This is a genomic window from uncultured Helicobacter sp., assembly GCF_937893305.1.
In the GTDB taxonomy this organism is placed as follows: domain Bacteria; phylum Campylobacterota; class Campylobacteria; order Campylobacterales; family Helicobacteraceae; genus Helicobacter_D.
Map to the genome: position 1 here is coordinate 87,835 of NZ_CALBGN010000020.1, position 22,015 is coordinate 109,849.

Sequence of the window (22,015 nt, forward strand, 5' to 3'; positions counted from 1 at the left end):
CAACGGTTTTATATCCTGTTTTTTCTATCTCTCCAAAAGATTGCGCCACCCAAAAAAATGCCTATCAAAGAGCCTTTTTTACTAGACTAAAACGAAATTGATAATTTAATTTAACATGCATTCTTAATTCTTTGATTTTAAAAATTTTTAAGCAAAAAATATTCCCAAAACTACACATTTTAATTAAAAAATCAATTTTTATTTAACCTTTTAGTGTTTTATTAACAACTTTATTTTAATATTAAATCCTAAAGTTTCATTGCAAGGATTTGGGCATGAAAGAGTGCAAGAGGATTCTAATTATCGGTGGCGGATATGGTGGACTAAAGGCTGTTTTAGGACTTCAGCGCAAATACAAAGGAACAGCAGATATTACACTCATTAGCAAACACGATTATCACTACCAAACCACACTTTTGCATAAAGTCGCAATTGGGACATTAAGTGCTCGAAAGGCAAGAATTTATTATCGTAAAGTCCTAGATTTAAACAAGGTGCATTTTATTAAAGACAAAATCAAAAAAATCCTTCCTAAAGAAAACAAGGTGATTGGAAATGGTGGAGAATATCCTTATGATATTTTAGTCATCGCACTTGGCTTTAAACCTAATAATTTTGGCATTAAGGGTGTTGAGAAATTCACTTATATGCTCTCATCTTTAAACTCTGCTTTGAAATTAGACAAAAACATAGAAAATAAGTTTAAAGAATTTGTGCATACAAAAAACCCAAAAGATTTACAAACAATCGTATGTGGCACAGGCTTTACAGGCATTGAATTTGCCGCTGAACTTGCCACACAGCTAAAAGAACTTTGTTTAATCTGTGGCATTGACAAAAAGATTCCAAAAGTAACTTGTATAGGACGCTCTAAACATATTTTACCCGTCTTTAGTGACTCTCTTGCTAAAATCGCAGAATCCAAGCTCAAAAACCTAGGCGTTGAGATTCTATCTGGCACAGATATTAAAGAAATTAAAGAAGGTGAAGTGATTGTGGAATGTGAAGGCAAAACACAAAGCATTTATGGTAATACAATTCTTTGGAGCGCGGGAGTAAAAGGAAGCGAGATTGTAGAACAATCAGAAATCCCTAATAAAAATGGTAGAATCGCAGTAAATGCTCAACTTCAGTGCAAAGAATTTGAAAACATTTATGTTGTTGGTGATTGTGCTATTGCTACTGATAAAGACGCTATTCACGCTCCAACAGCACAGCTTGCTGCACAAATGGGAGATTATATTGCAGATCTTTTATGTGCAAAACTGGAAAACAAACCTTTCAATGTAGTCTTTAAATTCAATCACAGAGGCACGGTTTGCTCCATAGGACACACAGATGGAGTTGGAATCGTTTATCACAAAAATGTCAAAGGTGAAATTGCAGCTTTTATGAAAAACACTATTGAAAACAAATGGCTATACAGCATTGGAGGCTTAAATATGGTGTTTAAAAAAGGGCAATTTCGCTACCGCACAAGCAATTAAATATCAAATAAATCTTGATTTTGCTTACTTGCTTCTAAAATTGAACTAAAATGCAAGATTTTGCAAGTATTTTCTAAAAGCGCTAGAAGCTTTGAGAGCATTTGTAAATCTCTATGATACACATACACTCCATAACCTTTAATAACCATAATCTTTTTATCGCTTTCTTTAAAATAGCGATTTATCTCAATATCCGCCCTTTCATACCAATTATCAAAATCTTTTGGATCATACACATCTAGTGCGCCAAGCATTGTGTAACCAAAATAATCTTTAGGAATAATTTGATTATGTGTTAGCGTATAAGAAACCGTAAAAGGTGGCATACCATAAGCAATATATTTTGCATTAGGAATATTTTGATAAATCAATGAATGAATAAAAGCATCAATACTTGCTTCATTCCAACGATAATCTTGTTTGTGATAGAGCATAATTAAAGAATCTTGATTTAAATCATCAAAAATTGCGTCTTTTTTGTTGATAAGAAAATGTCCTTCTTCAAGTTTTATAGAAAGCGATCCGTGAAAGATTCCAAAGAAGTTTTTACGAAACATTGAAAGAGAAATAGTTTTTAGATTCTTTAAAATTTCTGTATCAATATTATAATCCATACTACCCCCTAAAAAAGCCCATTAACTTGTGCGATAAAATCTAACGGATCCACTTGTGCGCCACGCACTAAGATTCCAAAATGCAAATGCGGACCACTTACTCTTCCAGTTGCTCCACTAAGCGCGATTAAATCTCCTTTCTCTACAAGATCGCCAACCTTAACTTTAATTGCACTGCAATGATAATACATACTAAACACTCCTTCTCCGTGATCTAAAACCACAGAACCCCCTGCTAAAAAACGATCTTTTGCAATCACAACTTTGCCACGATTACTAGCAAAAATTTCTGTTCCAATAGCGGCTCTAAAATCCGTCCCACTATGATAACTTTTAATCTCTCCATTAAAGACACGCGCACTTCCATAAGCGCTTGTAATTTTACTCTGCATTGGCAGCATAAAAGAGGAATCCCAAAGGCGTTTTTGGCTATAATTGCTATAGATAGCATTTGCTTCATCATGCTCCTTTTTAATGCGTTCTTGATTTTTAAGATTTGGTTTTGCCTTACCTTGGCTAACTTGAATCTTCTCTTTTTTGTAATTTCCTTGCACAACTTCCACTTTAGCTCCACTTTGCAATACCACAACACTAGGCTTAGAATAATAAGGGATTGCTAAAATGGCGATTTTGCGCGTAGAATCATTAGGGTGTGGTATCCAAAAATAAGTTTTTTTGTTAATCACAATGGGGTTTGGATCCCGCATTGTCGTGCTTAAGATAATCGTCTTGCCATTTTCTACAACAAATTGTGTGTTTTGTTCTACTGCTTGCTTTGGTGCCTCCTTGTGTGTTTGCGCAAAGACTAAAGCAAACATAAGCGCAATTCCAATTCCAACTTTTCTAAGCATTTTAACACCTTATTTAACAATCTTAATTTTAAAGTCTTGTAGCATAACGCAGTTTTACTTAAAAGCAAAAAAATCTCAAAAAACGACACGAAAACCCTGTATTTAAAATTGATTATTAACTTTTAAGAAAGTTTAGCTCATTTTATTAATTAAACTTGACATTAAAAGACTAAAGTTATATAATTTTGCTTGAAATTTGAAAGAATAATTGCTAAAATTCACTTTTAAGTTGTCAATTAGCTAGAAAGGAGCAGCATTGCAGGATCAATATAATGAACAATCACATCAACAAGATAATGCGCAAGAAAATTCAGAAGAAAACTTGCAAGATATTAACACGCAAGACAAAGAGTGCGATCACATAGAAGAAGATTCCACAAACATAGGTGCATTACAAGCGCAGATTGCGGAATTAAAAGAACAATATGTACGCGCTTATGCGGATTTTGAAAACACAAAAAAACGCTTAGAGCGTGATAAAGATCAGGCTTTAGAGTATGCTTATGAAAAAATTGCAAAGGATTTACTGCCAAGCATTGATACACTAGAAATTGCTTTAAAAAGCATTCAAGATTCTAAGACAAGTGATGCCGCACAAGATGCAATCTTAGGCAAAATTGAAGAAGGAATCGCATTAACACTAGAGAATCTACTAAAATCTCTTGCAAAACACGGAATCGAACCTATTGCTACTGATGGCGCGTTTGATCCAAATTTTCACGATGCAATTTTACAAGTGCAAAGCCAAGAGCATAATGCTGGAGATATTGTTACAGTAATGCAAAAAGGATATAAGTATAAAGAAAGAGTTTTGCGACCATCAATGGTTAGCATTGCAAAATAACTAAATTCATTATTAAAGGATAAAAAAATGGGAAAAGTATTAGGAATTGACTTAGGAACAACAAACTCAGCAATGGCGGTGTTTGAAGGAAATGAAGCAAAAATTATTGCAAACAAAGAAGGTAAAAACACAACTCCTTCAATTGTAGCCTTCACAGATAAAGGCGAAGTTTTAGTAGGAGATCCTGCAAAACGCCAAGCAATCACAAATCCAGAAAAAACAATCTATTCTATTAAAAGAATTATGGGATTAATGTATAATGAAGACAAAGCTCAAGAAGCTAAAAAAAGGCTCCCTTACAAAGTTGTAGATAGAAACGGGGCGTGTGCTATTGAGATTGCGGGCAAAGTTTATACTCCACAAGAGATCTCTGCTAAAATTTTGATGAAATTAAAAGCTGATGCAGAAAGCTATTTGGGTGAAGAAGTTACAGAAGCGGTCATCACTGTGCCAGCATATTTTAATGATGCGCAAAGAAAGGCAACAAAAGAAGCAGGGACGATTGCAGGGCTTAATGTGCTTAGAATCATTAATGAACCAACTTCAGCTGCTCTTGCGTATGGATTAGACAAAAAACAATCTGAAAATATTGTCGTTTATGACTTGGGAGGTGGGACATTTGATGTTACCGTTCTTGAAACAGGTGATAATGTTGTAGAAGTTAAAGCAACAGGTGGAGATGCATTTTTAGGTGGAGATGATTTTGACAATGCTATTATTGATTGGCTTGTAAGTGAGTTTGAAAGCGAACAAGGCATTAATCTCAAAAACGATGTAATGGCTCTTCAAAGACTAAAAGAAGCAGCAGAAAATGCTAAAAAAGAGCTAAGTAGCGCGCAAGAAACTGAAATTAACTTGCCATTTATCACGATGACACAAGCAGGACCTCAACACTTGGTTAAAAAACTTACAAGAGCGAAGTTCGAGGGCTTAATTGAACAATACATCAATCAAACCATTGATAAAATTGAAAGCGTCATTAAAGATGCAGATTTAAGCAAGAGCGAAATCAATGAAGTTGTAATGGTAGGAGGCTCTACAAGAATTCCAAAAGTGCAAGAGCGTGTTAAAGAATTTATCGGTAAAGAGCTTAATAAATCTGTAAATCCTGATGAAGTTGTAGCAGTAGGAGCGGCAATCCAAGGGGGTGTTTTAAAAGGCGATGTAAAAGATGTGCTTTTACTTGATGTTACACCTCTTTCACTTGGAATTGAAACTCTAGGTGGAGTAATGACTAGAATTATTGAACGCGGAACTACAATTCCAACAAAGAAAAATCAAGTTTTCTCCACTGCAGAAGATAATCAACCTGCAGTTACAATCCAAGTCTTACAAGGCGAAAGAGAGCTAGCGCGTGATAATAAAGTTTTAGGAAACTTTGAACTAAGCGGAATCCCAGCAGCTCCAAGAGGTGTGCCTCAAATTGAAGTAACTTTTGATATTGATGCAAATGGAATCCTAACAGTTAGCGCAAAAGATAAAGCAACAGGAAAAGCACAAGAGATTAAAATCACAGGCTCTAGCGGATTATCTGATTCTGAAATTGAAAAAATGGTCAAAGACGCAGAGCTAAATAAAGAAGAAGATAAAAAGAAAAAAGAAATCATTGAAGTGCGTAATCAAGCAGACAGTCTAGTATATCAAACACAAAAAAGCCTAGACGAAATGAAAGACAAGATCGACACAAATGAATCTGAAAAAATCCAAAATGCAATCAATGCGCTAAAAGATGTGCTTAAAAACGAAAACGCTAGCAAAGAAGAGATTGAAGCAAAGGTCAAAGAACTCACAGAAGCAAGCCATAAACTTGCAGAAGCAATGTATAAAAAAGATGAAAACGCACAAAATCCAAATGCGCAAAACAATAAAAAAGATGATGATGTGATTGATGCAGAAGTGGAATAAACCCAAAAAAATAGGTATCTTTGGAAATACTGGCAAAATAGGAGATGAATTAGTTTGTCTCCCAGCCTATTACACCATTAAACAGCTGTATCCTCAGAGTTCTTTAACTCTTTTATGTAGCACAAGTATAGCATACAATATTTTTTCTAACTTAAATTTCATTGATGAAATAAGCACCCTAGAATCTTACAAAAACAAAAATGGGGGGGGACAGAATTCGATATTCTTTTAGTTATTAATCATAACAATCTTAAAATATTACAAAGAGCTAAAAATATACCAGCAAAAAGGAAAATCACAACTTTTTCTCAAAGTCTAATGTTACGACATGGAATTTTTTTTATCCATGGTTTTGAACGTTTTATTAATCCTTATTGGATCCAAACCCATAGCGAAGTGCAACGCAATCTTAATCTCGTAAGAAAAATTGATCCTATTCTCTTCGACAAACAGTTTCCAGCAATTAATTTGGAATGTGCAAGACTACAAACAACTTTAACCAATAAAATTTATATAAATAAAATATTATCAAATGCAAATTCTCATCTATTTGAAAAAATTGTTGGCATTTCTCCTTTTAGTGAGACTTCAACGAGAAGGAAAATGAATTTTGAAATAAATGATTGGTTAAAAATAACATATATTTTATCTCGCAAATTTCCTTCTTTCTTGTTTATATTATTAAGCCACTCAAAAACAATCATATCTCTAAAATATCAGACGCACAATATCATCATATTTCAAAACAATAATGATTTGTTAAATCTTGTAGAGATTATATCTCGTCTAAATTTCCTTATAAGCACAGACACAGGAAATGTTCATATTGCCGACAACCTTAAAATTCCTGTCTTAGAAATTATTTCAAAAAAAACCAAGAAACAATGGGCTGGTGGAGCATATGGAGGATTTTGCAAGACAATGACTTTGCCAACAAATTGGCAAAAACACAAACAAAAATATCTCTTTAAATTTTTATCATTAGCATTTTCTTGCTTAAAAAACTTAACAAAAATCTCTTAAATATCAATTAGTTTAATTACAAAAATATCTCAAATTTATTTGGTAATTTTTCTTAATTTATTGCCATAACCTACAAGCAACGAAGATCAAATAAATTTATTCATAAAAGAAGAATTCATATTCCCAAATCATTAGTAAATAACCATAAAGATAATGGATTCTTAATACTTTTATGATTGATGAAATTTTTAACTTGTAAGCGCAATTAAACTCCAAGAAAGGATAGATTGCGCTCTCATAAAGAAGTTGCGAAGAGATTTTATAGTGATATTTATAATCCAAACAACCCAACAAACCCCATAAAACTCCCAAGTATCTCTTAAATCTCTATCTCGCAAACAAGATTCCAACTCCAACACGTTCAATAGAGCGGTTATAATCCACCAAACTTTCTCCATATCCATTAAAATACTGCACATACAAATAAAGATTTTTATAAATCGGATAAGAATAATCTAACATAACAGCTCCCCTATTATCGCTCTTTAAATTATTGCGCAAAGTCAGCGTGAAAATATGTTGATTGATTCCATAAGCTAAATTCAATTCTCCATACCCCATATAATCTAAAATATCTGGATTGTCATCTTTGTTTGCGTCTTCTTTAATACGATACCAAGCCTTCAAACCTAATGCAAAGTTTTTATAACCATAAATCCCTTCTACAAATAAACGCTCCCAACTTCTTGACTTTAGTAAATCTCCACCATTGCTTTGGTGCATATATCCAAAATTCACACGATCAAAAAATACATTATACTGCTCTAAAGGATAGCTAAGATACAAGACAGGCTCATAATTACTCTCTCTAAAAGGACGAGAATGTTCATTGTCATAAATTTGCCAAAGACTTTGTTGCGTATAAGCAAAATATAAATCTAAATCTTTAAACAAAAAATCATCAATAAGCATTTTTTTAATACTAATTTGAAACTTTGCCTCTGTGCGTTTTGTCTGTCCTTGTTCCTTGTTCCAACTCACACTTGCAGGCAAGAAATAATTAAATCTATAAGGTTCAAATCCTAAAAAATCTCCAAAAAAACGATTTCGTTCAAAACGCGCCTCATAACGACTAATCCCTTCTTCAAGACTTGCATTTTTAGGATTTTCAATATTTGAAATCTCTTTTGATTTTACATTCGCAAAATCTTTGAAATATTTAGAATCTTTTACTAAAGGTGCATTTTTAGGATTTTCTACAAAAGTTACAAAAAGTTCATCAGAATCCTGCAAGTTCAACTTTAATTCTTTTTGCCCCTTTTGCACACTAATAATTTCTACAATTTGCATTTGCCTATCTAAAATCAGAACTTTAGCACGCTCATTTTCACTAAAATCTAATCTTTCATAAAACCTTTCTTGCAAGACATTACAATACGCAAACAAAGGCAAACATAGCGCGCTTAAAATCCTAAACCACATTTTCAATAATCCTTTTTTAATGTTTGTTCCCATAAATACGCACTCTTACAAATCATTTCTAAATCATTATATTTTGGATTCCAGTTTGTGTGGGTTAAAATCTTTTGATTATCACTTACAAGCACGCTAGGATCACCATCTCTTCTTGGTGCAGACTCCACGATAAAATCCTTTGCACTGACTTTTTTTACACAATCAATCACTTCTTTTACGCTAAATCCCTTGCCATAACCTACATTATAAACTTCACTCTCTCCTTTATCCATTAATGTTTTTAAAGTCCAAAAATGCGCGCTTGCTAAATCATCAATATGGATATAATCTCTAACACAAGTGCCATCATTTGTCGGATAATCCGTGCCAAAAATCTGCATTTTTTCGCGTTTATTTGTCGCGCATTCACACGCAACTTTAATCAAATGTGTTGCATTTTTTGTTCTTTGTCCTAATGCACCCTCTTTATCCATTAACGCACCTGCTACATTAAAATAGCGCAAAATCACACTTTTAAAACTAGGATTTGCCACTTCTAATGCTTGCAAAATCTTTTCAATAATAAATTTAGACTCTCCATAAGGATTAATAGGAGCTTTTGGTGCAGATTCTGCAAGATTTTCTTTGCTTGTCGGCTCTCCATATACTGCGGCTGTAGAGCTAAATAAAAAGCGATTAACTTTAAACTCTTGAGCGACTTCTAGCAAATTTGTTGAATTTGCTACATTGTTTTTAAAATACAATAAGGGTTTTTGCACAGATTCTTGCACAATCAAACTTGCTGCAAAATGAACAATTGCATCAAAGTTGGAATCCAAAAACACTCTTCTTAGAATTTTAATATCTCCTAAATCCCCTTGTATCAACTCTACACGCCCGACAAATGTGCGTTTTAAAAATTCTACATTTTCTAAAAAACCTGTGGAGAGATTATCAAAAATTACAATCTTGCAATCACTATGTTTTAAAAAATAATACGCTGTATGCGATCCAATATATCCAGCAGCTCCCGTGAATAAAAAAGTTTGCACTTCTAATCCTTAATTAATGTATGCTTTTGGCAAATTTTAACATAATTTGCCCCATTTACCATTTCTTTACGCATTTTATGTAAAAATGCCAAAATCAAATTCTAATAGGAGAGAACAATGTGTGGAATCATCGGCTATATAGGTGAAAATGATAAAAAGTCTATTTTGCTAAATGGCTTAAAAGAGTTAGAATATCGCGGTTATGATTCTGCAGGAATTTCTGTTTTAGAAAATGGAGAATTGCACACCTTTAAAGCTGTTGGTAAGCTTGTTAATTTAGAACATAAATGCCAAGATTTTCATACAAATGGCTTTGGTTTAGGTATTGGACACACGCGCTGGGCAACACACGGAAAACCCACAGAGATTAACGCACATCCACATATTGGACATTATAGCAATGTTGTGCATAATGGGATCATTGAAAATTACCAAAGCATCAAAGAATCCTTACAAAAACAAGGATGTGTGTTTTCTTCGCAAACAGACACAGAAGTGATTGTGCATCTCTTTGAATCCTATATCACACAAACAAATGATCCTTTAAGTGCTTTCAAAAAAACAATAGCTGATTTAAAGGGAGCGTATGCGATTTTGCTCATTACGCAAAAGGCTCCAAATACAATTTTTTATGCTAAAAATGGCTCTCCTTTAATCATTGGCAAAAGCACAGATGAAAAAGAAATCTTTTTTGCTTCTTCTGATGCTCCATTAATTGGACTTGCAAGTGAAGTGTGCTACCTAGAAGATGGCGAAATTGGAAAAATGGAATTAGGAGATTTCAAAACTCTTTCTAACACAAAAGCCCTAAGCGGTGATAAGCTTTCAGCGCAAAAAGATGGTTTTACTTTCTTTATGGAGAAGGAGATTTATGAACAGCATAAAGTTCTACTTGAAACAATGATGGGAAGAGTTAGTGAAGAAGGATTTAGTCTTGAAGAACTAGAGGTGTTAAATTTAGATTCTTTTAGCTCCATTACGCTCTGTGCTTGTGGGACAAGCTATCACGCAAGTCTTGCTGGAAGTTACTTGCTAGAACGCATTGCAAAATTAAAAACAAGGGTAGAAATTGCTAGTGAATTTCGCTACAAAGAACCGATTTTACACAAAAATGAGCTTTTTATTGTCATCTCTCAAAGCGGTGAAACTGCCGATACACTTGAAGCACTAAAACTTGCAAAAAAGAGCGGACTAACAACGCTTGGGATTTGCAATGTAGATAATAGCTCTATTGTAAGAGAGAGTGATTATTCTTTGCTTACGCGTGCTGGGATTGAAAAAGGAGTAGCAAGCACAAAAGCTTTTGCTACACAAGTGATGGTGCTTTGGATTTTAGCAAACTTTTTTGCACAAAAACGCGGAATTTTAAATAAAGAATCCATTAAAAATGAAGCAAACACAATGCTTGAAGCAAGCAAAGCCACAAAAGTAGATAAAAAACTTCACGAACATATTAAACGCTTATCGCGCCGTTATTTGCACGGACACGGATTTTTCTTTATCGGTCGTGACATTTTTTATCCTTTAGCCTTAGAAGGCGCATTAAAACTTAAAGAGATTAGCTATCTACACGCTGAAGGTTATCCTAGTGGGGAGATGAAGCACGGACCTATTGCATTAGCCGATTTAGGGCTATTTTGCGTTGCGCTAATGCCACAAAATCTCCTGCACGATAAAATTAAAAGCAATGTTGAAGAATTAAGCGCGCGCGATGCAATGATTTGTGCATTAAGTGCAGAATATTATGAAGGCTCTGATGATTGGATTGCAATCCCTCATTATTCTCATTATATGACAGAGTTTTTTTCAATGATGGTTGTGTTGCAAATCTTTGCTCTTGAAGTTGCCCTGCGTTTAGGCAATGATGTAGATATGCCAAGAAACTTAGCCAAAAGTGTAACAGTGGAGTAATAAAAACTGAAGAATTCTAAATAAAAGAGAATTTGTGAGTTTAAATCCTGTGGTGGCCACGACTGGACTTGAACCAGCGACCACTACCATGTCAAGGTAGCGCTCTACCAATTGAGCTACGCGACCAAAAAGAACGCGAATTCTATCATAGCGGACTTTTATCTTTTCTTAAAAAAACTTTTAAAAGAATCAGTGCAACGCCCACATTAATCATCACATCAGCAAAATTAAAAATCGCGAACTCAAATTTATAATGCCAAAAAATATAATCCACCACTCCGCCATGAATAAACCGATCTAAAATATTAGAAATCCCTGCACCAAAAATCATTCCAAGCGCAATAAAATGTGCATTTAAAATCTCTTTATACTTCCATAAATAAAAAAAGATTCCAACTAAAAGTAAAATCTGTAAATATTTAAGCCATTCTTGCAAAAACGCAAACATAGAAAACGCCACTCCTTTATTATACACAAGCAACAACGAAACTACATTTGTGTCATAAATTACATCTCCGTGTTGATAACCTTTTAAAACAAAATACCATTTAATTGTTTGATCTAGCAAAAATACAATACACAAAGCCAAACAAAAACCAAGCCAAACCCTATGCTTAAAACCTAACAAATCTTGCCTTTAAAATACTCTTCACACTCTTGCATAACTTTATCTAAAAGTTTTATATCTTTGCCCTCTAGCAAAATACGCAATTTATTCTCCGTCCCACTATAACGGATTAAATGGCGTATATTATGTGCTTCAATAGATTTTAAAAAATTTTGATAATTCTCTAGTGATTCCAAACTAGGTTTAGAACTCACAGAGAGATTTTTTAAAATTTGTGGATAAAGATTAAAACAATTTAACGCCTTAGAAGCTGATTTTTTAGATTTTAAAATATAAGCCATTGTTTGTAAAGCACTCACCAAGCCATCACCTGTTTTTGCGAAATCACTAAAGATAATATGTCCGCTTTGTTCTCCACCAAAATTTAAATTCTTTTCAAGCATTGCTTCTAACACATATTTATCGCCAACATTTGAACGCATAAGTGTGATTCCGTGATTTTTCAAAAATTCTTCTAAAGCATAATTACTCATAATTGTTGCAACAACTGCGTTATTTTTTAACATTTTAGATTCTTTAGCAGCTAAAGCTAGCACTCCAATGAGTTTATCTCCATGAACCACTTCTCCTTTTTCATCAACCACCACAAGTCTATCAGCATCACCATCAAGAGCAAATCCAATATCTGCTCTAACTCGACGCACTTCTTCTTGTAGCATTAAAGGTTGCGTTGCTCCACAATTCTCATTAATATTAAAACCATTTGGCTCATCATTAATCACAAAAACTTCCGCCCCAAGCTCACTAAAAATTGTTGGTGCCACTTTGTAGGCTGCTCCATTTGCACAATCAAGCACAACACGGATTCCATATAAAGATAAGTCTTTTGGAAAAGAATTTTTAATATGCACAATATAACGCCCTACAACATCATCAATTCTCTTAGATGAGCCAATCTCTTTACCCTTTTTTTGCGCTGATTCAAGAAGGTTCAAATCCTTATAAATCTTCTCAATTGCTTCTTCATCTTTTTCATCAATCTTATATCCACTACGCCCAAAAAACTTGATTCCATTATCCATAAAAGGATTATGACTAGCACTAACCATTATCCCACCATCACAACGCATATCTTCTGTTAAATATGCAATAGCAGGTGTTGGCATAGGTCCAATCTGTATCACCTCATAACCCACCGCTGTAAGCCCACTAACAATGGCATTTTCTAGCATATATCCACTACGCCTTGTGTCTTTTCCTACCAAAATTCTATTTGTTTTTGCGTGTTCTCTATAATAAATTCCCGCAGCAATTCCTAATTTAAGCGCGCAAAATGCGTCTAGTTTTACGCCGGCTTCACCTCTTACACCATCTGTTCCAAATAACTTCATAATTACGCCCTTTTATTTGCTTTTAATAAAATGTTAAATAGAATTTTAGCTTAAATTTTTTACAAAAGGATTAATACCACTATGGCAAATCATAAATCGGCAGAGAAACGCATTCGTCAGACAAAAAAGCGCACGGAAAGAAATCGCTACTATAAAACAAGAATCAAAAATATGACAAGAACGTTAAAAGAAGCAATTGACGCAAAAGATTTAGACAAAGCGCAAGAAACGATAAAACAAATCAATCAAAACTTCCATAGTTATGTCAGCAAAGGAATCTTAACCAAAAATACTGCTGCTAGAAAAGTTAGTCGCCTGAACGCTTCTGTTAAAAAACTTGCCCTAGCAAACGCTTAAATTCGCGTTTGTTTCCCTAAAAGCTCTTGTTAATGTTAGCTTCTAAACTTCAACCCTTTATTCAGCGTTATGATGAAATTAGTGCGCTACTTGTTGATCCTAATATCTTAAATGATGTGAAACGTATTACAGAACTTAGCAAGGAGCAAAGCGACTTGGAAGAGCTTGTAGAAAAGGCACGTGTATATCTCAATAATCTCCAGAGCATTGAAGAAAACAAAGCTTTGCTAGATGATAAAGAACTTGGAGATTTAGCAAAAGAAGAAATTAAAGAAGCAGAAGCGCAAAATATAGAATTAGAAGTAGAAATTAAGGTTTTACTACTTCCAAAAGATCCTAATGACGACAAAAACATTTATTTGGAGTTACGCGCAGGCACAGGGGGTGATGAAGCTGGAATCTTTGTGGGGGATTTGTTTCGCGCTTATGTGCGCTATGCAGATCTTAAGGCTTGGAAAGTAGAAATCATTAGTTCTAGTGAAAATAGTGTTGGGGGATATAAAGAAATTATCGCCCTTGTTAAAGGTAAAGGTGCATATTCAAGGTTGAAGTTTGAAGGCGGGACGCATCGTGTGCAACGCGTGCCAGCTACGGAATCACAAGGAAGAGTGCATACATCAGCAATCACAGTTGCAATTATGCCTGAAGTTGATGATGTGGAAGTTGTGATTAACCCTAATGATTTGCGCATTGAAGTCTTTCGCGCTGGGGGACACGGCGGACAATGCGTTAATACTACAGATTCTGCTGTTAGAATCACACATATTCCAACAGGAATTAGCGTTTCTATGCAAGACGAAAAATCCCAGCACAAAAATAAAGACAAAGCAATGAAAATCCTAAAGGCTAGGATCTATGAAGCAGAGCTTGAAGCACAAATGGAACAAAATGCAGAAGCTAGAAAGTCCCAAGTTGGAAGTGGAGATAGGAGTGAAAGAATCCGCACTTACAACTATCCACAAAATCGCTTAACAGATCATCGTGTAGGCTTGACTTTATACAGCTTAGAAGAGATTATGTTAAGTGGGAATTTAGATTCCGTTATCGATCCAATTGTGGCGTATTTTCAAGCAGAGGCTCTACAAAATAGCGGAATCGCATAATTTTAAGCTCTCTTTTACTTAAAATCGTTATAATTTCGCTTCTTTATAATTTTTTGGACAGATGGGTGAGTTGGCTGAAACCACATCCCTGCTAAGGATGCGTAGTCGCAAGATTACCGAGAGTTCGAATCTCTCTCTGTCCGCCACTCTTTATAAATCTCCACTTTAGTAAATACAAAATAGATTCCATACCAAGCAAAGTTTAGCTATTTGAATTTATGATTTTACAATTTGAAAAACCCAACCCACACGCATTTTGCGCGTAGTGGTTTGAAAACTTAAAGATTATTTTCTAAAAGATTTTGTTCTTGCATTGCTTGATAAATGTCATCATATGCCCTAAATTCCCTTTCTCCCACTTTAACCCAAGTATTTAATCCCTCCATTTGCATCATTTTTGCAATGACAGGATTGTCTTTTTGGGTATTTTGACTAAGCAACATCTGACTAAAGGAATCTGCAAGACTAGAATCAAAATCCGACAAAATAGAAAAATTACAATGACAATATCCTGGACTACTCCAGAAGCTTTCAATATCTGGATAGCTCCCCTCTTCTAGGATTCTAATCCAAGTGCTGGAGCCAATACTTCCAGCATCCAACTCACCTTTTTTAATTGCCTTCAAAAGATCAAACTCACTTCTACCTGTATCTCCGTGTTTGCCCACATCGCTATTATAACGCACAATGGAGAGTTGAGAATCTAAACCACCTTGTTCTTTTTGCAGATAATACAAGGGCATAATTGCTGCTTGAGCGGAATCCATAGAGCCTAGTCCAAATCTTTTACCAACTAAATCAGCAAGATTTTGGATTCCACTTCCCTTTTTACAAACAAATTTCGTTGTAAAATCTATATCCGTATCGCGCATAACCAGCGCGCTTGCCTTGCCTCCTGTCGCATGCAAAGTGCGAATCCACGCTACATTTGTATTCCACGCAATATCAATATGCCCCTTTAACAGCGCATCAACTTGCCTTTCATAATTACTAAATAGCACATAATCTAGTTTAATGCCAAAAGTCTTTGCATTTTCATTTGCATAATCCCTAATAATATCCCAAATAGGCACAACCTTTGGGTCATACGCAACCGCTCCTAAAAGTAATGTTTGCATAGTTTTCCTTTATTTTGCAATCGCATTACCTAGCCATACCTTTAACACATCAAGACTAGGTGCCATAACTTGTGAAGCAAGCGCATCACGCATATAGCGTTCAAGTGGCAAAAGCTTGCTATATGCCTTACCTCCACCTAAACGCATTGCAAGAGTGCAGACATCTAAGACATTATGTGTTGCATTAATGCGCGAAGCAAAGATTTTTACAACCGCATCATCAGCACCTTTATCAAAGCTACTTGCCGCATCAAGTGCTAATGCAATTCCACTTTGAACCTTAGCATACATATCAGCTAAGTGGATTTTCACAAGCTCCACATCACTAAGAGAAGTTTTATTTGTGTATTGTCTTTTCTTTGTATGGTTTAACGCGCAATCATACGCCGCTTTTGCAAGTCCGCTATACACTGCTGCAAGTCCAGTAATAAAATGCATTAAAACAGCCCCAGCAGCACTCTCCCCGTCTCCTTCTTTACCCACTCTTAAATGCTCACTCACACGCACACCATTATATTGCACAGGCTTTGAAGCATTACCACGCATTCCAAGACCATTCCATACATTTTCTTCGTGCAAAAGATTGTTAGAATCCTTATGCACAAGCCAAATATTTTTTGCACCTTGATTAATGCAGGAATTTGTATAAGTTAGATAATAATCCGCATTTTGCGCAGAAGTTACAAAGCTCTTTCGCCCCTTTAGGATTCTATCTTCACCATTCACTTCTTCTGTAATATCAGGCTCTCCAAAATGTGTCCCAGAGCCACTTTCACTAAAGGCAAGAGCAAAGGCAATCTCCCCTTTAGCAACCTTTGGCAAAAACTCTTGCTTTAGCTCATCAGAACCGCTCGCGCAAAGCCCCGCCACAGAAGTATTGTGCATCATATAGCAAAGTGCTGTTGTAGCACAATATTGTGCCAAAGCATAGCAAACCTGAGTATGTTCAAAGTTTCCGCCACCTAAACCGCCATATTCCTTTGGCACTAAAAGCCCCATATAACCCTTTTGTTTTAAGGCATCATAAGCAGATTTTGGAAACTTTCCTTGCAAATCAGCATCTTGTGTAACAGGTGCGACAAACTCCGCTCCAAAGGCAAGTGTGGAATCCAAAAGTGTTTCTTTTTCTAGCATTTAAGCTCCTTTTTTTGTTAATAATCTCACGGATTTTAAGGATAAACCCTTTGTGATAGCGCAAATTGCGCCACCAAAAAAGATTCACATAAAGTTTGGTGTATGTGCCTTGCTTAACTCCCTTGCAAGCTCTTCATCAATTCTGCACTCTATCAAGCGTTTTGTGCGATTTTTTTCCATTTTTTTCTTTAACTCTTCTAAGGCTTCAAATCCTCTTTTTATAGCATTTGGAGAATTTCCACCACCAGCAATTACAGCTAATGATTCCAATAAAAGCGTAGATTCCCCACTTAATTCATCTAAATAACTTCTCCGCTCTAACACAGAGCGTTTTAAAAGCGCGATTTTGTTAGGATTTGCGCTTAAACCTTGCTTAATATGTGCCATTCCATAGGCAACATGACGCATTTCATCTTTTCTTGCAAGGCGCAAAAGCTTTTTTGTCGGCGCATCAGGGATATGCTCTTCTAAAAAATGTAACAAATCTACAAAAGTCCCCTCCCCCATAATGTGCAACAAAAAGCTAGAAACAAAGTAATTTTTTTCTTTAAAAAGCGTATAAAGGCTTTGCTGAGTAGTTAGCGTGGAGTATTGAAGCCCTAAACCTGTGGCTTTTGCACGCTTAATGAAAACTTCAATATGCCTTGCTTCATCACCGATAATACTAGAGAGAAGTAAAGGCACCTCTGTGTAATAAGGCGAAACTTTTGGTAAGAATTTTGCGGGCACATAAAGGGCGGAAAACTCATTTTCTACGAGATAAGTCATAACTTGCGAAATGGCAAATTCTAAGGATTTATCATAAGTTGGAATCGCACCCCACTCAATCTCACTTGTTGCATTCCATTGTGCCGCTTTAGAGTCTTCATAAAGACGTGTTAGATTCTCACTCCAAACGCTCTCTTTGTGGCTTAACATAAAGTCATACTCTGGGCTTGCAATCTGTGGTATAGAATCCCTAGCACTTAGCCCAAAATTACTTGGCGCAAGAGACAAGATAGAATCGGTTTTTAAAGGCGTGAAAGCATTTTTAGATTGCTTTTGAAGCGTGTAGCTAAAGCAATGCTTTAAATGGGTTTTTTGAATAAACTTTTCGCCCTTTAAACGGCACCACGCATCAAGCTCGGACTCTAAATTATCAAAATCACTTACCACTTCAAGCGTTGCATTCTCCAAAGCAAGTAAAAACGCATTTTCAAGGCGCATAAAAAAGAGTTTTCCCAAAGGAATCTCTCCCATAAAAATTGTATTTGTAGACATTCTTGACTTTTAAATAGTATTGTAGCATTGAGCTATGGACTTTTCACACGGAAAATACACAGCATAAAGCAGTGATAAGGTTGGGATTATAGCATAAATTAATTTTATTGTATAGTCAAATTTTTTTAAAAATATAGATTCTTGCATAAAAATTTAATAAAGTGAATCTAAGAATAGCAATAAAACTAATTAGAAATTTAAAATCAACAAAACTTAGCAAATTTATCAGAGAATGTTTTTGATTAGAAGAATTGAAAAAAAATTATTTGTTTGGATAATTTTCTTTTATTTCTTTAATTTCATCTCTTAACTTATTTAATTGTGATCGCATTAAACGCGCATGCTCCATAAATTTCACAGAGGTAATTTTTCTATCTTGTTTTATCTCTGTTAGCTCATTATCCATTTTTGCAACATAACGCATTAATGCATCAAAATCTTCTCTTAAATCTTCAGTTTTTTTATGGTCTTTAGTTTCTTGTTCTTCTTTGTGTTCTTGCTTAGATACTCCAAAGTCTAGGCTTATAGCATTAATGCTACAATATTCTACTTCTAAAACCCTATGATCATCGTGCAAAATTGCTTGATGTTCAATGCTTTTTGGGATTAGGTATGCATTATTGCTGATATTTTCTATCTTCTTAAAGTTCTCACAATCATACACAACAAATCTTTCAAAAATCCTATTAAATCTAGCATATTCCGCCCTAGCACTACAAATTTCATCTTTGTCTATAAAAACTGGATTTTTTATTTTGCCTTGCGTTTTTGCACATTTAGAGTCATCCAAAAAGCGATATTCAAATTTCTCTAATCCCCTGCATTCTTCGATACTATCTACCTTAAAGCCTAGTTTATAGACAATATTATCAAGCATTGCAAGGGTGTTATTAACTCCAATTGCTTGATATAAGAGATTTGGACTTTGTGTTGCCAAAATGTATTCAAAACGACTTTCTCTACATACAGAAACTTCAGGTATAGAATCTACATTAATGATTTTATGCGCTTCATCTAAAAACACAGTAACTCCCAATAAATCATCAAAATGCCTTAACTCTAAACGCTTTTGCAAAAGATCTGATAAACGCACATTAAAGAAGTTTGATAGCATTAAGCCTAAATTCTCCACATAAATTATCACAATTTTTCCCACATCAAAATAATTATTACTCCAAAATCTACCTTGATTGATATTTAGATGTTTAGCAAAATCAGAAATAAGATTTTTTAAATGTTCTTGAACTCCCTTATTTCCTGTTCCTGGTTCTGTTTTTTCTAAACTAGAATACTCCTTTAAAAGATTACTACAAAGCTGTAATTTCTTTATTTTGGTTAGCAACATAAAATTCTCTTGATATACTTCTTTCTGCTTACAAACAAATTGATAAATCCTTTGAATATCTTCATAAAGCTTCTTTAAATTTTCAATAGACAAGCATTCATTAATCTCGCAAAAACTCACTATTTCTTTATAATTTATCAAAAAAGATTCCATTAAGGAGTCCTTTTTAAAAAGGGCAAAAATTTTTAAACTCTCAAAAACCGCTTTAAAGAGATTTTTTGCGCTTTGATTCCAATAATTATCCCTTTCACTATCAAATCTAGCAAACCAAATATCAATTTGCTTTTCAGTGGCTCCGTCTAAAAGATTAATGCTTTCCCCAAAGTCCGTCCCAATCTCTATTATATCTTGCAAACGATTATGTTTTCTAGCAAGTGCTTTTACCATTCCTTCAAAATTGCTTTTATACGCATAGACAATCACACTTTGCCCGCTTTTGATTCTATCTTCTAAATTTGGCAAAATAAAACCTGTTGTTTTACCCATACCAGTTTGACCAAAACAAATCGCGCTTGTAAATTCTCTAGGAATAATAATTTGATCTTTAAAATCATTAAGATGATCTTGCACAAAACCAATCATTAAAATAGCTCCTTAATACCTTATAAAACACTTTTCATTAAAAGCGTAAATATATCCAATATTCTCTAAACTCCTGCATAAACTCAGTTTAATTTCTTGAAAAATTATGTTTTTTTAGATAGAATTAAGGTTTTTTAAACTTTATTAAGTATAAGGCTATCCAAAAATGAAAATTTTTTATCTTTTGCTTTGTTTGCTAACTTTCATTACTTCCGCTTTCGCGCAATTTAATGATTTAGATTACGATATGCGCAACGAAGAAGTGTTAAAAACTTTTGATGTAGAACCAGAGTTTTTAAACGACGCTTACTTTCTCGATGTTAGAAACACATTTTTTGGCGATACGCACCAAAATTATTTGCTTGCAAAATTTAAAGATGGGCAAGAATTTATCCCAACACTAAAAGAAATGTTTCTAAAAGAAGGAATCCCGCAAGAGTTTTTATATCTTGCAATGATAGAATCTGGATTTTCTCTTACTGCAAAATCTAACAAACGCGCAATTGGAATGTGGCAGTTTATGCCAAAAACTGCACAATCACTAGGACTTACTATTAATAGTCAAATTGATGAACGCAAAGACCCTATTAAATCCACACAAGCAGCCATTACCTATCTAAAATATCTAAAAGCTTCTTTTGGTAAGTGGTATCTAGCCGCCATTGCTTATAATTGTGGAGATGGACGTTTAAGAAAAGCCATACAAGAAGCCAAAAGCGATTCTCTAAATGTGCTATTAGATCCTGATGCAAAGTATATTCCCCTAGAAAGCAGAATGTATATCCGAAAAATTTTATCGGTTTCTTTACTATTTCATAATATAGACACATTAAAAACAAATGATTATGATTATTTTTTAAATCGCGGAGCAAATTCTCTTCTAGCAACTATTGAAGTAGCCCCTGCTACACCACTTAGTAAGATTGCCGCTAAAGCCGGAATTCCTTTAAGCGAGCTAAAACGCTATAATCCGCAGTTTAAACGCGCAATCACTCCAACATTTTCTAGAACTTACAGCGTGCATATTCCTTATCAATTTCTGGCACATTATAAAGAAAACACTCAAAATCAAGACATCAAAATAAGACCCTATCTTGTTCATCGCGTAGGAAAGGGAGAAACAATGTATTCTATCGCAAAACGCTATGGTATTCCAAGCAAACAAATCGCACAATACAATGGAATCTCAAATAGCAATACGCTTTCTATTAATCAAGAAATTGTGATTCCATTAAACAGAGGTTAAAATGCAAATTGTTGGAATCTTTTTTAAGGTTTTCTTGGGGGCTTTTATAGCGCTTTTGCTTGGTTGTGGTTCTAAAGGAACAAATATTCCCTATAATGGTGGTGCGCCAAATTATGGCACAATGAATAATAGCGCGCAATCCCAAAAAGCCACAATGCGTCCTTATCAAATCAATGGAAAATGGTATTATCCAACAACCGTAACGCTAGGTGAAAGCTATGACGGAATTGCAAGTTGGTATGGTCCAAAATTCCACGGCAAAAAAACTTCTAACGGAGAAACTTATAGTATGTATGCACACACTGCGGCACATAAAACCTTGCCAATGAATACAATCGTGCGTGTAACAAGTAAAGAAAATGGGCGTTCAACCATTGTGCGCATTAATGATAGAGGTCCCTTTGTTGCAGGCAGAATCATTGATTTATCCAAAAGTGCTGCACAAGATATTAATATGATGGCAAAAGGCACAGCGCGTGTGCGCGTAGAAGTAATTGGTTTTAATGGTGCAATCTCTAATGCCCTACCACTCAATCAAGAAACCATTGCGCGCAGTGAATACAAAGTTGCTACCACACAAAAGACAATACAACTCTCACATTTTCTTGTTCAAATTGGTGCATTTAGGCGCAAAGAAGGTGCGCAAAGCTATCAAAATACTCACGCTAATCTTCACGGCTATCAAGCCATTATCAAAGAATATATGCTTGATGGTGCGCCTATTTATCGCGTAATGCTAAGTGGATTTAAAAGCGAAGGAGAAGCAAGAGATTTTATTGCATCACAAAAAATTGCAGGAGCATTTATTGCTACAGAATAACTAAGGTAA

The 22,015-nt window shown here is 34.8% G+C and carries 19 protein-coding genes and 2 tRNA genes; 10 read left to right on the forward strand and 11 right to left on the reverse strand.

From position 1 onward, the window contains the following. The first annotated feature begins 275 nt into the window (after window positions 1-275). Window positions 276-1,487 (forward strand): NAD(P)/FAD-dependent oxidoreductase, encoded by a 1,212-nt coding sequence (locus Q0358_RS07985; protein WP_299549909.1) that lies wholly within the window; start codon window positions 276-278, stop codon window positions 1,485-1,487. On the opposite strand, the gene Q0358_RS07990 is transcribed toward Q0358_RS07985, so the two are convergent. Continuing rightward, on the reverse strand, window positions 1,484-2,101 hold the full coding sequence (locus Q0358_RS07990; protein ID WP_299549912.1) for a class II aldolase and adducin N-terminal domain-containing protein: 618 nt from the start codon (window positions 2,099-2,101) through the stop codon (window positions 1,484-1,486). The genes Q0358_RS07985 and Q0358_RS07990 overlap by 4 nt on opposite strands. Window positions 2,102-2,109: 8 nt before the next feature. After that, complete coding sequence (locus tag Q0358_RS07995; protein ID WP_299549915.1) at window positions 2,110-2,952, reverse strand: M23 family metallopeptidase; 843 nt, start codon at window positions 2,950-2,952, stop codon at window positions 2,110-2,112. Window positions 2,953-3,208: 256 nt separating this feature from the next. On the opposite strand from Q0358_RS07995, the gene grpE reads away from it, so the two are divergent. The 3 genes from grpE (at window position 3,209) to Q0358_RS08010 (ending at window position 6,724) form a co-directional block, all read left to right on the forward strand. Beyond that, window positions 3,209-3,796, forward strand: a complete 588-nt coding sequence (gene grpE, locus Q0358_RS08000) for a nucleotide exchange factor GrpE (RefSeq protein ID WP_299549918.1) — start codon at window positions 3,209-3,211, stop codon at window positions 3,794-3,796. 27 nt (window positions 3,797-3,823) lie between these two features. Beyond that, window positions 3,824-5,701: a molecular chaperone DnaK gene (gene dnaK / locus Q0358_RS08005; protein WP_299549921.1), complete on the forward strand. Its 1,878-nt coding sequence runs from the start codon at window positions 3,824-3,826 to the stop codon at window positions 5,699-5,701. Between the two features lie 318 nt (window positions 5,702-6,019). After that, a complete protein-coding gene (locus Q0358_RS08010; protein ID WP_299549924.1) occupies window positions 6,020-6,724 on the forward strand; it encodes a hypothetical protein in 705 nt (234 codons plus the stop codon). Window positions 6,725-7,051: 327 nt separating this feature from the next. Here the strand turns inward: Q0358_RS08010 and Q0358_RS08015 are convergent, their stop codons facing one another. After that, window positions 7,052-8,146 carry a phospholipase A gene (locus tag Q0358_RS08015; protein WP_299550046.1) on the reverse strand — a complete coding sequence of 365 codons (1,095 nt, stop codon included), beginning with the start codon at window positions 8,144-8,146 and terminating at the stop codon, window positions 7,052-7,054. 2 nt (window positions 8,147-8,148) lie between these two features. After that, window positions 8,149-9,171, reverse strand: coding sequence for a UDP-glucose 4-epimerase GalE (gene galE / locus Q0358_RS08020; protein ID WP_299549927.1), 1,023 nt, complete (start codon window positions 9,169-9,171; stop codon window positions 8,149-8,151). 117 nt (window positions 9,172-9,288) lie between these two features. Here galE and glmS point away from each other — a divergent pair, with 117 nt between their 5' ends. Next, entirely contained in the window at window positions 9,289-11,082 is a 1,794-nt protein-coding gene (glmS, locus tag Q0358_RS08025) for a glutamine--fructose-6-phosphate transaminase (isomerizing) (protein WP_299549930.1), read from the forward strand. 50 nt (window positions 11,083-11,132) lie between these two features. On the opposite strand, the gene Q0358_RS08030 is transcribed toward glmS, so the two are convergent. From Q0358_RS08030 to glmM, 3 genes are all read right to left on the reverse strand, one after another. Then, window positions 11,133-11,208: transfer RNA gene (locus tag Q0358_RS08030), tRNA-Val, on the reverse strand. Between the two features lie 19 nt (window positions 11,209-11,227). Continuing rightward, window positions 11,228-11,710: a signal peptidase II gene (lspA, locus tag Q0358_RS08035; RefSeq protein ID WP_299549933.1), complete on the reverse strand. Its 483-nt coding sequence runs from the start codon at window positions 11,708-11,710 to the stop codon at window positions 11,228-11,230. Continuing rightward, complete coding sequence (gene glmM / locus Q0358_RS08040; RefSeq protein WP_299549936.1) at window positions 11,704-13,041, reverse strand: phosphoglucosamine mutase; 1,338 nt, start codon at window positions 13,039-13,041, stop codon at window positions 11,704-11,706. The genes lspA and glmM overlap by 7 nt, the downstream gene beginning before the upstream one ends. Window positions 13,042-13,122: 81 nt before the next feature. Between glmM and rpsT the strand changes: the two genes are divergently transcribed. From rpsT to Q0358_RS08055, 3 genes are all read left to right on the forward strand, one after another. Further along, window positions 13,123-13,398 (forward strand): 30S ribosomal protein S20, encoded by a 276-nt coding sequence (rpsT, locus tag Q0358_RS08045; protein WP_299549939.1) that lies wholly within the window; start codon window positions 13,123-13,125, stop codon window positions 13,396-13,398. Between the two features lie 26 nt (window positions 13,399-13,424). Further along, complete coding sequence (gene prfA / locus Q0358_RS08050; protein ID WP_299549942.1) at window positions 13,425-14,501, forward strand: peptide chain release factor 1; 1,077 nt, start codon at window positions 13,425-13,427, stop codon at window positions 14,499-14,501. Window positions 14,502-14,556: 55 nt separating this feature from the next. Continuing rightward, a tRNA-Ser gene (locus Q0358_RS08055) sits at window positions 14,557-14,647 on the forward strand. A gap of 132 nt (window positions 14,648-14,779) precedes the next feature. Here Q0358_RS08055 and Q0358_RS08060 read toward each other — a convergent pair. From Q0358_RS08060 to Q0358_RS08075, 4 genes are all read right to left on the reverse strand, one after another. Then, on the reverse strand, window positions 14,780-15,619 hold the full coding sequence (locus tag Q0358_RS08060) for a PhnD/SsuA/transferrin family substrate-binding protein (protein WP_299549945.1): 840 nt from the start codon (window positions 15,617-15,619) through the stop codon (window positions 14,780-14,782). 9 nt (window positions 15,620-15,628) lie between these two features. Next, a complete protein-coding gene (locus tag Q0358_RS08065) occupies window positions 15,629-16,753 on the reverse strand; it encodes an acyl-CoA dehydrogenase family protein (protein ID WP_299549948.1) in 1,125 nt (374 codons plus the stop codon). An 84-nt stretch (window positions 16,754-16,837) separates the two neighbouring features. After that, on the reverse strand, window positions 16,838-18,013 hold the full coding sequence (locus Q0358_RS08070; RefSeq protein WP_299549951.1) for a ferritin-like domain-containing protein: 1,176 nt from the start codon (window positions 18,011-18,013) through the stop codon (window positions 16,838-16,840). Between the two features lie 262 nt (window positions 18,014-18,275). Next, on the reverse strand, window positions 18,276-19,940 hold the full coding sequence (locus Q0358_RS08075) for a type IV secretory system conjugative DNA transfer family protein (RefSeq protein ID WP_299549954.1): 1,665 nt from the start codon (window positions 19,938-19,940) through the stop codon (window positions 18,276-18,278). Between the two features lie 166 nt (window positions 19,941-20,106). Here Q0358_RS08075 and Q0358_RS08080 point away from each other — a divergent pair, with 166 nt between their 5' ends. Then, a complete protein-coding gene (locus tag Q0358_RS08080; protein ID WP_299549957.1) occupies window positions 20,107-21,186 on the forward strand; it encodes a lytic transglycosylase domain-containing protein in 1,080 nt (359 codons plus the stop codon). Between the two features lies 1 nt (window position 21,187). After that, window positions 21,188-22,006 (forward strand): septal ring lytic transglycosylase RlpA family protein, encoded by an 819-nt coding sequence (locus Q0358_RS08085; protein WP_299549960.1) that lies wholly within the window; start codon window positions 21,188-21,190, stop codon window positions 22,004-22,006. The last annotated feature ends 9 nt before the right edge of the window (window positions 22,007-22,015 follow it).